The 10,724-nt window shown below is 69.5% G+C and carries 12 protein-coding genes; 6 read left to right on the top strand and 6 right to left on the bottom strand.

Features of this window, described 5'->3' with window-relative positions; all coding sequences use genetic code 11:
• Positions 1-216: 216 nt before the first annotated feature.
• The 6 genes from AC1ECW_RS03230 (at position 217) to AC1ECW_RS03205 (ending at position 5,001) form a co-directional block, all read left to right on the top strand.
• Complete coding sequence (locus tag AC1ECW_RS03230; protein WP_481201199.1) at positions 217-1,266, top strand: phytanoyl-CoA dioxygenase family protein; 1,050 nt, start codon at positions 217-219, stop codon at positions 1,264-1,266.
• Between the two features lie 69 nt (positions 1,267-1,335).
• A complete protein-coding gene (locus tag AC1ECW_RS03225) occupies positions 1,336-1,605 on the top strand; it encodes a type II toxin-antitoxin system Phd/YefM family antitoxin (RefSeq protein WP_409704717.1) in 270 nt (89 codons plus the stop codon).
• Positions 1,592-2,008 carry a putative toxin-antitoxin system toxin component, PIN family gene (locus tag AC1ECW_RS03220; RefSeq protein ID WP_481201198.1) on the top strand — a complete coding sequence of 139 codons (417 nt, stop codon included), beginning with the start codon at positions 1,592-1,594 and terminating at the stop codon, positions 2,006-2,008. Before AC1ECW_RS03225 ends, AC1ECW_RS03220 begins: the two co-directional genes overlap by 14 nt.
• A gap of 57 nt (positions 2,009-2,065) precedes the next feature.
• The gene (pyrE, locus tag AC1ECW_RS03215) at positions 2,066-2,737 is read left to right on the top strand and encodes an orotate phosphoribosyltransferase (protein ID WP_481201197.1); all 672 of its coding nucleotides are present in this window, start codon (positions 2,066-2,068) and stop codon (positions 2,735-2,737) included.
• Between the two features lie 36 nt (positions 2,738-2,773).
• On the top strand, positions 2,774-3,445 hold the full coding sequence (locus AC1ECW_RS03210) for a DUF4124 domain-containing protein (RefSeq protein WP_481201196.1): 672 nt from the start codon (positions 2,774-2,776) through the stop codon (positions 3,443-3,445).
• Between the two features lie 152 nt (positions 3,446-3,597).
• The gene (locus AC1ECW_RS03205; RefSeq protein ID WP_481201195.1) at positions 3,598-5,001 is read left to right on the top strand and encodes an MATE family efflux transporter; all 1,404 of its coding nucleotides are present in this window, start codon (positions 3,598-3,600) and stop codon (positions 4,999-5,001) included.
• 1 nt (position 5,002) lies between these two features.
• On the opposite strand, the gene AC1ECW_RS03200 is transcribed toward AC1ECW_RS03205, so the two are convergent.
• The 6 genes from AC1ECW_RS03200 to AC1ECW_RS03175 are packed head-to-tail and all read right to left on the bottom strand — an operon-like array spanning position 5,003 to position 10,663.
• Positions 5,003-7,054, bottom strand: coding sequence for an acetoacetate--CoA ligase (locus tag AC1ECW_RS03200; protein WP_409704707.1), 2,052 nt, complete (start codon positions 7,052-7,054; stop codon positions 5,003-5,005).
• Between the two features lie 48 nt (positions 7,055-7,102).
• Complete coding sequence (locus tag AC1ECW_RS03195) at positions 7,103-7,555, bottom strand: PIN domain-containing protein (protein ID WP_409704705.1); 453 nt, start codon at positions 7,553-7,555, stop codon at positions 7,103-7,105.
• Positions 7,552-7,794, bottom strand: a complete 243-nt coding sequence (locus AC1ECW_RS03190) for a type II toxin-antitoxin system Phd/YefM family antitoxin (RefSeq protein ID WP_409704703.1) — start codon at positions 7,792-7,794, stop codon at positions 7,552-7,554. The genes AC1ECW_RS03195 and AC1ECW_RS03190 overlap by 4 nt, the downstream gene beginning before the upstream one ends.
• Before the next feature lie 28 nt (positions 7,795-7,822).
• Positions 7,823-8,245 carry a hypothetical protein gene (locus tag AC1ECW_RS03185; RefSeq protein WP_409704701.1) on the bottom strand — a complete coding sequence of 141 codons (423 nt, stop codon included), beginning with the start codon at positions 8,243-8,245 and terminating at the stop codon, positions 7,823-7,825.
• Positions 8,246-8,297: 52 nt separating this feature from the next.
• On the bottom strand, positions 8,298-9,482 hold the full coding sequence (locus AC1ECW_RS03180) for a CaiB/BaiF CoA transferase family protein (RefSeq protein ID WP_481201194.1): 1,185 nt from the start codon (positions 9,480-9,482) through the stop codon (positions 8,298-8,300).
• Positions 9,482-10,663, bottom strand: a complete 1,182-nt coding sequence (locus AC1ECW_RS03175) for an acyl-CoA dehydrogenase (RefSeq protein WP_409704697.1) — start codon at positions 10,661-10,663, stop codon at positions 9,482-9,484. Before AC1ECW_RS03175 ends, AC1ECW_RS03180 begins: the two co-directional genes overlap by 1 nt.
• Positions 10,664-10,724: the final 61 nt, after the last annotated feature.

Below are 10,724 nucleotides of genomic sequence, written 5' to 3'. Positions count from 1 at the left end.
AACGCACGCCCCCTTGCGACGCAGCGCAATCGGGGCCGGTGCAACAAAGGCACCGCAGTCGATGGTGTCCTCCGGTCCTCCGGACACGGGCAAACCCTGAGTATAAAAAGGTCTGCGCAGAATCGGCGCTTCCATATGTGCCCAAATGCTCCCTCCCCCTTTTGGGGGTGTGGCCGTGCCCAGCTCATCCTCCGGGGCCGGCGCTACCATGCGGCCATGCCGTCGTCCGCCAGACACTTGCTGATGTCGCCCCTGTGGTGCGCCGCCTTGCTCACCGGTGCCAAATCCTTCCGCGACAACCCGGTGATCGGCTCGCCCCGGCTGAATGCCTGGGGGTTGCATGTGGCCCGGTTGCGCGCGGCGCACGCTCTCGCGGCGATGCGCCGGCGCCGCCTGGCCGGCCTGGTGTCGGCGCAGGACCGCGCCGCCTTCGAGCGAGATGGCTTCGTTGTGAAGCACGACGTGCTGCCACCGGACGCATTTGCCGCCCTGCGCGACCGCCTGCTGGCCCACCGCGCCCCGGCGCGCGAGATGCTGCAAGGCGACACCATCACCCGGCGCATCGCGCTGGATGCCGAGTTGCTGCGCGCCCAGCCGGCGCTGCGGGACTTCCTGCGATCGCCGCTGTGGCACGGCCTGAGCCGCTACGTGGGCAGCTTCGATCAGGAGCCGGTGGCCTACATCCAGACCATCCTGTCGCACGTGGTGCAGGCCAAGCCCGACCCTCAGACCCACCTGCACGCCGACACCTTCCATCCCACCGTGAAGGCCTGGTACTTCCTGACCGACGTGGCGGCCGATGCGGGGCCGTTCTGCTATGTGCCGGGCTCGCACCGGCTCACGCCGCAGCGCCTGGCCTGGGAGCGTGCCAAAAGCCTGGTGGCGGCCCAGGATAGCGACGTGCTCACCAGCCGTGGCTCGTTCCGCATCCGGCCGGAGGAGCTGGCCGGGCTGGGCCTGCCCGAGCCCAGGCTCTTGGCCGTGCCGGCCAACACGCTGGTGGTGGCCGACACCTTCGGCTTCCATGCCCGCGGGCCCTCGTTGCAGCCGTCCACGCGCATCGAGATCTGGGGCTACGGCCGGCGCAATCCCTTCCTGCCCTGGGCCGGGGCCGACCTGCTGTCGCTGCCCGGCCTGGCCGAGCGGCGCGTGGGCTGGTACTGGCAGGCGCTGGACTGGCGCGAGCGCCATTTCGGCAAGCGCAGCCCGTGGCGGGACGTGGGGCCGGTGACGCCAGGTGAGCCGGCCGTGCTGACACGGGCCTGAGACAAGCCCGACCTGTGAATCACGGGTTTTGTCTAAAATAGCCAGTTCGTGATTCGCTGGAGGGCCTCCATGATCACCTTCACGTCCGCCGAGGCGCAGAACCGCTTTGGAGAACTGCTCGACCGCTCCCAACGCGAACCGGTGCAGGTGACGCGCCGCGGCCGTCCGGTGGCTTATGTGGTGAGCGAACACGACATGCGCGAACTGCAAGCCCTGGGCGTGCGACGCCAGGAGGCCGCGCGCTGGTATGCCCAATACCGCCAGACGCTGGGGCCGGGAGGGGCTGCCGCCGAACTGAGCGACACCGACATCGACCGCCTGGTGCATGAGCTTCGGTAGGCCCGTCGTGGTCGATACCGGGGTGCTGGTGTCGGCAGCGATCCGTCCGGGCTCGGTGCCGGCGCTGGCCCTTGAAAAGGCCCTGCTGCACTTCGACATCTGCTGCTCGGCCGAGACGTGGCAGGAGGTCGAGACCGTCCTGATGCGCGACAAGTTCGATCGCTACCTGTCCCGGCAGCGGCGCCTGGATTTCCTGGCCGGTCTGCAGCCCCACCTCACCACCTATGAGGTGAACGAGTCCGTGACCGACTGCGTGGATCCGCAGGACAACAAGTTCCTGACCTTGGCGTGGACAGCCCAGGCCGAGCTGATCATCGCGAGCGATCCTCACCTGACCACACTCCATCCCTGGCGCGATATCCCGATCCTGCCCCCGGCGGCCTTCCTGGTGGGAGTGCGCTAGGCACGGCGGTGGTCGTGGACCCGCCTAGAATTCCCAGCCCATTCTTCGAGCCCCCACATGCAGACCCCCCCCGACCCCCTCGCCCTCGATTTCGTGAAGTTCTCGGTCGATGCCGGGGTGCTGCGCTTTGGCGAGTTCAAGACCAAGGCGGGGCGGATGAGCCCCTACTTCTTCAACGCAGGGCTGTTCAACGACGGCGCCAAGCTGGGCCGGCTGGCCGAGTTCTATGCGAAGCGCCTGGTCGATAGCGGCCTGGCCTTCGACATGCTCTTCGGCCCGGCCTACAAGGGCATCGCGCTGGCTGCGGCGGTGGCCATCGAGCTGGCGCGCCTGGGCCGCAACGTGCCCTATGCCTACAACCGCAAGGAAGCCAAGGACCACGGGGAGGGCGGCATCCTGGTGGGCGCGCCGGTGGCCGGGCGGGTGCTGATCATCGACGACGTGATCTCGGCCGGCACCTCGGTGCGGGAGTCCGTCGCGATGATTCGCGCGGCCGGTGCCACCCCCTGCGGCGTGGCCATCGCCCTGGACCGACAGGAAAAGGCGACGGAAAACGGCACCGACGCCCCCTATTCGGCGGTGCAATGGGTGCGCAGCCAGCTTGGTCTTGAGGTCTGCGCGATTGCCACCCTCACGGACTTGCTGCAGTATCTGCAAACCACGGCCGATCCGGCATTGGGCACGCATTTCGCAAGTGTGGCGGCCTATCGCGATCGCTACGGAGTCTGAACCAGGATGAAACACGGGGTCTGGGCCTTTGGGGGTATGGCGAGTGCCGCCGGCGCCGCGCTGCTGGCAGGCCTGCCGGTGCTGGCCCAGGGCATTTACACCTGCACCGATGCCAAGGGCCGCAAGCTCACCTCGGACCGCCCCATCCTGGAATGCCTGGACCGCGAGCAGCGCGTGCTCAACAAGGACGGCTCGACCCGCACCGTGCTGCCGCCCAGCCTGACGGCCGACGAGCGCGCCGCGCTGGAAGCGCGCGAGCGCAAGGCCAACCTGGAGCGCATGGCCCAGCAGGACGCCATCCGCCGCGACCGCCTGCTGCTGGCGCGCTATCCCAACGAGGCCGAGCACCGCAAGGCCCGCGAGGCAGCGCTGGAGGATGTGTACGCCTCGATCCGCAACTCGGAACGACGCATCGCCGAACTCGAGGCCGAGCGCAAGCCTTTGTTGGACGAGACCGAGTTCTACAAGGGCAAGGCCCTGCCCACCAAGCTGAAACAGTCGCTGGAGTTCGTGGACGTGGCCGTGGAGGCCCACAAGACCCTGATCACCAATCAGCAGGCCGAGTTGCAGCGCATCAACTACCTGTTCGACCAGGAACTCGACCGCCTGCGCCGCCTGTGGGCCGGCGCCACCCCGGGCTCGATCCCGCTGGCCGACCCGCCGCCGCGCCGCGATGCGGCCGGGGCTGCGGGGGCGCGGGCGCAGTGAACCTGCCGCGTTGCGGCCACGCCGCAGTCGCCAGGGATTCATGAATTTCACGCGGTACCGGCCGGTTACGGCGCTACGCTAGCGCCCGGCGCGGCCGGGTTCCAAGGTCGCCACGCCTGCACCGCGAAGCACCCCTCCCGTTTGCCCACCCCATGAGCACCGCTGTCCTTGCGCAGCCGGGCGCACGCGCCGCGGCGCCGCGCCCCCCGTTGTTTGCCATCACCTGGCCGCTGTTCACCGAGCTGCTGCTGGGCATCAGCGTGGGCCTGGCGGGGCTGTGGATGGCCTCGCGCGTGTCGGACGCGGCCTCGGGCGCGTTTGCGATGGTCAACCACCTGCAGGCAGCCTTCTTCATCCTGTTTCGCATCATCAGCATGGGGGTGAGCGTGGTGATCACGCAGAACCTCGGGGCGGGCAACCGGGCCGCGGCCGACGAGACGGCGCGGGTGTCGCTGGCGGCCAGCACCTGGCTGGGGCTGCTGACGGGCTGCACCCTGCTGGCCGGGGCGCCCTGGCTGCTGCAGTGGATGAACACACCGGCCGAGCTGATGCCGCTGGCCGTGCCCTTCCTGCGCATGGCCGCGCTGGCCCTGGTGCTGGACGCCTACAACGCCACGATGGCCTCGGTGATGCGCGCGCACCTGCATGCGCGCGACACGCTGTGGAACATGCTCGTCATGCACACGCTGCACCTGCTGCTGTGCATTGCGCTGATGGGCGGCGTGGGGCCGCTGCCGGGGCTGGGCCTGGTGGGCTTTGCGCTGGCGATGGCGCTGAGCCGCGCCTTTGGCCTCGCGCTGCACCTGGTGCTGTGGCGCTGGCGGCTCCAGCTCGTGCCCACGGCCCGCGACTGGTGGGTGATGCACTGGAAGCCGCTCGCCCCGGTGCTGCACATCGGCCTGCCCGGCGGGGCCGAGACCATCGCCTACCGGCTGGCGCTGATGGTGAGCATCGCGGTGGTGGCGCGCATGGGCGCCACCGAGCTGGCAGTGCACAGCTACACGATGCAGGTGATGTATTTCATCTTGCTGTTCGGCCTGGCCATCGGCTTTGCGGCCGAGATCCTGGTGGGCCACCTGATCGGCTCGGCCCGGCTGCACGAGGCGCATGCCCTGGTGCGCAAGTCGCTCCTCCTGGGGCTGGGGGTGTCCACGGGCGCCGCGCTCGTCGCCGCCGTGGGCGCGCCGTGGTATCTGCGGCTGTTCACGCAGGATGAAGCCATCATCGCCTCGGCCGTGCTGCTGCTGTGGCTCACGGTGCTGCTGGAGCCGGGGCGCACCTTCAACCTGGTGGTGATCAATGCGCTGCGCGCCACCGGCGACGCGCGCTTCCCGGTGGCCGCGGGCATCGTCTCGATGGTGGTGGTGCTGGCCGGCGGCTCGTGGTTCTTGGGCGTGCACCTGGGCTGGGGCCTGCCCGGCGTGTGGATCGCCTACGCGCTGGACGAATGGATCCGCGGCCTGGCGATGGCCGCGCGCTGGTGGGGCCACGGCTGGGTGCGCCACGCCCGCGCCACGCACCGGCGCGTGGTGCGCGAGCGGCAGCCGGTGGGGTGAGTCACGACGAAACGTGACTTCCTCCGCGCTGCCGCGCCAGCGCGATGAACCAGTCCAGCGCACCCGGGTTGGCCATGGCGTCGCGGTTGAGCACCTTGTCCACCGGATGGCCCAGCAGCAAGCGCTTGATGGGCAGTTCGAGCTTCTTGCCCGAGAGCGTGCGCGGGATCTCGCTCACCTGGTAGATGTCGTTGGGCACGTGGCGGGCCGACAGGGCCTCGCGGATGCCGGCCTTCAGGCGCGCCACCAGGGCGGCGTCGAGCATGTGGCCTTCGCGCAGCACGACAAAGAGCGGCATCCAGCTTTCGCGGCCCAGGTATTCGAGATCGACCACCAGGCTGTCGAGCACTTCGGGGAAGGCTTCGACCACGCGGTACAGCTCGGCCGTGCCCATGCGGATGCCGTGGCGGTTGATGGTGGCGTCGCTGCGGCCGTAGATGATGGCGCCGCCGCGCGGGGTGATTTTCAACCAGTCGCCATGGCGCCAGATGCCCTCGCCCCGCGGGCCGCGGTACATCTCGAAGTAGCTCTCGCGCAAGCGTGAGCCGTCGGCATCGCCCCAGAAAGAAAGCGGCATCGAAGGCATGGGGCGCACACACACGAGTTCGCCCACCTCGTCGGTCAGGGGCCGGCCCTGGCCGTTTTCATCCGGCTCGCTGTAGGCGTGCACCGCGGCACCCAGGCAGCGGCACTGCATCTCGCCGCGCGTCACGGGCAGGCCGCGGTGGCCGGCCAGGAAGGCGCCGGCGAAGTCGGTGCCGCCGGCAATGGCCGTGAGCCAGATCGGTTCGCCACCCCGTTGCGGCAGGCGGCGCCAGATCCAGTCATAGGCCTCGTCGGACAGAGGCGAGCCGGTGGAGCCCACGGCGCGCAGGCGCGACAGGTCGGCCACGGCCTGGGGCTGGACGTCGGCCTTCAGGCAGCTTGCATAGAAGGCCGCGCCGGCACCGAAGAAACTGACGCCGGCCAGGCCGGCGAAGCGCCACAGCGTGGTCCAGTCGGGTGCGTCGCGCGCTCCGGCGGGGCTGCCGTCGAAGAGGCAGATCGTGGTGCCCGAGAGCAGGCCGCTGACCTGGCAGTTCCACATGATCCAGCCGGTGGAGCTGTACCAGTGGAAGCGGTCGCCGCCCTCGACGCTGGGGCCGATGTCGTTGTGCAGGGTGCCGAGCTTGAGGTGTTCGAGCACGATGCCGCCATGGCCGTGCACGATGGGTTTGGGCACGCCGGTGGTGCCGCTGGAATAGACGATCCACAGCGGATGGTCGAAGGGCAGCCACTCGGGCTCGAAGGGCAGCTCGTCGGCCACCAGCGCGGCCCAGGCGTGGGCCTGGCGCTGTGGCGCGGCCAGAGCCTGGGCATCGGCCTGGGCATCGAGGTGGTTCAGCAAGACGGCATGGCGCACCGTGGGCAGTTGCGCCAGCAGCTCGGCCACCCGGGGCAGGCGGGGCTGGTCGGTGCCGCCGTGGCGGTAGCCGTCGCAGGCGATGAGCACCACCGGCTCGATCTGGCGGAAGCGGTCAAGCACGGCCACCGGGCCCATGTCGGGCGAGCACAGCGACCACACCGCCCCCACGCTGGCCACGGCCAGGAAGGCCACCACGGTGGCGGCGGTGTTGGGCAGGTAGGCGGCCACGCGGTCGCCCCGCCGCACGCCCAGGCGCTTCAAGTGGTGGGCCAGCGAGGCCACCTGGCGGCGCAACTCGCTCCAGCGCATCTGCTGCAGCTCGCCGCGGGCCAGGCCGGCCTCATCGCACCAGACGATGGCCGGGTGGCCGCCCGCGTCGGCCTCGTCGGCATGGCGCATCACCTGCTGCGCGTAGTTGAGCTGGGCGCCACGGAACCACACCGCCCCGGGCATCCGGTCTTCCACCAGCACGCCCTCGAAGGGCGTGGGGGACTGCAGCTCGAAGTAGTCCCAAATCGAGCGCCAGAAGGCGTCCAGGTCGCTCACCGACCATTGCCACAGCGCGTCGTAGCTGTCGAACGGCAGGCCATGGCGCTGGCCGAGCCAGCGCTGGTAGCGGTGGATGTGGGGCTCGTGGGCCGGGGGCATGGCGTCTCCTGGTGTCGTTTTGGCCGAGGATAGCGGCCCCCGACGGGTTCAGGCTCCGTGCTCTATCAGCGCTGCCAGCAGCTCGTGGCGTTGCGCGGCCAACGGGTTGGTCACCGTCACACCTCCCCAGGTGAAGCCTTCGGTCAGGTCTTCGGACAGCAGCAGGCGGCACCCGGCCTTCGCTGCTGCCGCCAGGATGACGGCATCCCACCAACCCAGTTGATGGTCTGTAGCCAGATCGGCCGCTGCCAGCATGACTTCCGGCGAGGTGTCGACGAGTGGATAGGCATCGCGCCAGCTCAACAGCGCCGCCCGGGCCTGCTCACGCGAGCGGCCCGCCTTGCGCGTGAGCACCACAAACAACTCCCCCAGCGCCTGGACCGGCAGCACGATGCTGCCGGATGGCAGCCGCCCCAGCAAAGCCAGGACGGCATCGCGCCGGGCCGCGTCGTTGACGCCTTCGGCATAGACCAGCAGATTGGTGTCGAGCGCGACTCTCACCGGTCTTCGTAGAGCTCGTCGCGCGTCCAGCGCCCAGCCTGAACGATTGCCTGTCCGGCCAGACGCTGCAACAGGGCCTCTCGGGCCTTTGCAGCCACGGGATCATCGGTCTCGACAGGCATCAGGCGCGCCACCGGCTTGCCATGGCTGGTGACGACGTAGCGATGCCCTTCCCGCACGCCTCGTAGCAGGAACGAGAACTGGCGATTGGCTTGCGCTGACGTGATGGCCTTTTCCATGTCACACATTGTAGTGAAAATTCCTACTTTATGGCGCCTTCGTCGCCTTGGCGATGGAGGCGACCCGGTCCTGCAGGACAGGCTCCAGGCCCGTCAGCAGGCCCACGCCCCCCCGCAATTCGCGCGGCAGGGCCTCGTTCAGCAGCTTGTCCTCGTCGGTGGCCAGCCAGGCGCGGGCCTGGCCGTCTTTCAGGGTGATGCCGGCAAACTCGAAGAGGGCCACACTGTCCCACAGCTGCATCTCCTCGCCCGCCAGCGCGGCCTGCAGCAGGGTGAACTCGGGCAGAGTGCGCAGCAAGGCGATCAGGTCGCGCCCGGCCGGGCTGCGGTCGATCACCAGGCACAGGCGCTCGATGCGACCGGGCGCGCCGAACTCGCCCGCGGCGATGCGCTGGCGCAGTCGTTCGCCGGCCTGTTGACCCTGTTGCTTGCGGCGTTTGGCTTCGCCCATGTGCTGCTCCTGTCCGTGCGGCCGACCGTCGCCGAACCGCGAGGGCGTGATGTTAGGGCGTTTCGGGCCAACGCCCCGCCTGGGCAGCTGCACGCACCGCTTCGCCATCGGCATCCAGCAGCGGCGGCGGGCAGGGGGCCATCGGACGCTGGCCATCGAAGCGCATCGGCGTGAGCACGCCGGGGGGTTGGCCCGGGGCCTCGGGGGCGCGCAGGCCGCGGGCTCGCACCTGCGGGTCGTCGAAGACCTGGGCGATGTCGAGGATGGGTGAGCAGGGCACGCCGGCGGCGTCGAAAGCCTCGACCCAGGCCCTCGTGGTTCGGGCCAGCAGCGCGCGCTGCAGTTCGGGCACCAGCTCGCCGCGGTGCTTCACGCGGCCGGCGTTGGTGGTGTAGCGCGCGTCCTGGGCCAGGGCGGCGCAACCCATCACCTCGCAGGCGCGGGCGAACTGGGCGTCGTTGCCCACGGCCAGCACGAGGTGGCCGTCTGCGGTGGCGAACACCTGGTAGGGCACGATGTTGGGGTGCGCATTGCCCATGCGCGTGGGCGGCGTGCCGCTCACGAGGTAGTTCAAGGCCTGGTTGGCCAGCATGGCCACCTGCACGTCGAGCAGGGCAGCGTCGATGTGGCGTCCGCGGCCGGTGCGCTGGCGCTCGTGCAAGGCGGCCAGGATGGCGGTGGTGGCGTACACGCCCGTCATCAAGTCGACCACGGCCACGCCCACCTTCTGCGGCTCGGCGCCCTTTTCGCCGGTGATGCTCATCAGGCCTCCCTGGGCCTGGATGGCGAAGTCGTAGCCGGCGCGCTGGGCATCGGGGCCTGTTTGGCCATAGCCGGTGATGGAGCAATAGACGAGGCCGGGGTTGAGCCGCTGCAGGCTCGCGCAGTCGAGCCCGTACTTGGCGAGCTGGCCGACGCGGTAGTTCTCGATGAGCACGTCGGCCTCGCGCGCGAGGCTCTTGACCATCGCCTGGCCTTCGGGGCTGGCGATGTCCAGCGCCACCGAGCGTTTGCCGCGGTTGGCGCACAGGTAATAGGCCGCCGTGCGGGCCTCGCCCTCGCCCCACCAGGGCGGGCCCCAGCCGCGCGTGTCGTCGCCGCTGCCGGGGCGCTCGACCTTGATCACGTCGGCGCCGTAGTCGGCCAGCAACTGGCCCGCCCAGGGGCCGGCCAGCACGCGCGACAGGTCAAGCACCTTCACGCCCGCCAGCGGGCGCGGTGGGGTGGGCGTGTCCATCAGAACGCGGCGATGCCAGTCTGGGCGCGGCCCAGGATGAGGGCGTGGATGTCGTGCGTGCCCTCGTAGGTGTTCACCACCTCCAGGTTCACGAGGTGGCGGGCCACGCCGAACTCGTCACTGATGCCGTTGCCGCCCAGCATGTCGCGCGCCATGCGGGCAATCTCCAGGGCCTTACCGCAGGAATTGCGCTTCATGATGGAGGTGATTTCCACCGCAGCGGTGCCCTCGTCCTTCATGCGGCCCAGGCGCAGGCAGCCCTGCAGGCCCAGGGTGATCTCGGTCTGCATGTCGGCAAGCTTCTTCTGCACGAGCTGGTTGGCCGCGAGCGGCTTGCCGAACTGCTTGCGATCCAGCACGTACTGGCGCGCGGTGTGCCAGCAGAACTCGGCTGCGCCCAAAGCGCCCCAGGCGATGCCGTAGCGTGCGCTGTTCAGGCAGGTAAAGGGGCCCTTGAGGCCGCGCACCTCGGGGAAGGCGTTTTCCTCGGGGCAGAAGACATCGTCCATCACGATCTCGCCAGTGATGGACGCACGCAGGCCGACCTTGCCGTGGATGGCGGGCGCCGAGAGGCCCTTCCAGCCCTTTTCGAGAATGAAGCCGCGGATGGCGCCTTCATCGTCCTTGGCCCACACCACGAAGACGTCGGCAATCGGGCTGTTGGTGATCCACATCTTGCTGCCGGTGAGACGGTAGCCGCCCTCGACCTTCTTGGCACGCGTGACCATGCTGCCGGGGTCGGAGCCGTGGTTGGGCTCGGTCAGGCCGAAGCAGCCGATCCACTCGCCGCTGGCCAGCTTGGGCAAGTATTTCTGGCGCGAGGCTTCGTTGCCGAACTCGTAGATGGGCACCATCACCAGCGAGGACTGCACGCTCATCATCGAGCGGTAGCCGGAATCGACCCGCTCGACCTCGCGCGCGATGAGGCCGTAGCTGACGTAGTTGAGGCCGGCACCGCCGTATGGCTCGGGGATGGTGGGGCCCAGCAGACCCAGCTCGCCCATCTCGCGGAAGATGGCCGGGTCGGTCTTTTCGTGGCGGAAGGCTTCGAGCACCCGCGGGGCCAGGCGTTCCTGGCAATAGGCCGCGGCCGCGTCGCGCACCGCACGCTCCTCGCCGGTGAGCTGCTGGTCGAGCAGCAGGGGGTCGTCCCAGTGGAAGCTGGCTTTGGTCTGGCCCATGGCGCGGTCTCCGGTGTCGATGGAAAAGGATGCCTCGATGCTAAGCGCCGGGGCAGGGGGT

The sequence above is a fragment of the Caldimonas hydrothermalis genome (genome assembly GCF_056746695.1).
The sequence above is the reverse complement of the archived record's forward strand: the minus strand, read 5'-3'. Positions and strand labels throughout refer to the sequence as shown.

What these genes read in the sequence shown, in the direction of transcription:
- AC1ECW_RS03230 (WP_481201199.1), top strand. Translation starts at nt 217, where the DNA reads ATGCCGTCGTCCGCCAGACACTTGCTGATGTCGCCCCTGTGGTGCGCC.
- AC1ECW_RS03225 (WP_409704717.1), top strand. Translation starts at nt 1,336, where the DNA reads ATGATCACCTTCACGTCCGCCGAGGCGCAGAACCGCTTTGGAGAACTG.
- AC1ECW_RS03220 (WP_481201198.1), top strand. Translation starts at nt 1,592, where the DNA reads ATGAGCTTCGGTAGGCCCGTCGTGGTCGATACCGGGGTGCTGGTGTCG.
- pyrE (WP_481201197.1), top strand. Translation starts at nt 2,066, where the DNA reads ATGCAGACCCCCCCCGACCCCCTCGCCCTCGATTTCGTGAAGTTCTCG.
- AC1ECW_RS03210 (WP_481201196.1), top strand. Translation starts at nt 2,774, where the DNA reads ATGGCGAGTGCCGCCGGCGCCGCGCTGCTGGCAGGCCTGCCGGTGCTG.
- AC1ECW_RS03205 (WP_481201195.1), top strand. Translation starts at nt 3,598, where the DNA reads ATGAGCACCGCTGTCCTTGCGCAGCCGGGCGCACGCGCCGCGGCGCCG.
- AC1ECW_RS03200 (WP_409704707.1), bottom strand. Translation starts at nt 7,054, where the DNA reads ATGCCCCCGGCCCACGAGCCCCACATCCACCGCTACCAGCGCTGGCTC.
- AC1ECW_RS03190 (WP_409704703.1), bottom strand. Translation starts at nt 7,794, where the DNA reads ATGGAAAAGGCCATCACGTCAGCGCAAGCCAATCGCCAGTTCTCGTTC.
- AC1ECW_RS03185 (WP_409704701.1), bottom strand. Translation starts at nt 8,245, where the DNA reads ATGGGCGAAGCCAAACGCCGCAAGCAACAGGGTCAACAGGCCGGCGAA.
- AC1ECW_RS03180 (WP_481201194.1), bottom strand. Translation starts at nt 9,482, where the DNA reads ATGGACACGCCCACCCCACCGCGCCCGCTGGCGGGCGTGAAGGTGCTT.
- AC1ECW_RS03175 (WP_409704697.1), bottom strand. Translation starts at nt 10,663, where the DNA reads ATGGGCCAGACCAAAGCCAGCTTCCACTGGGACGACCCCCTGCTGCTC.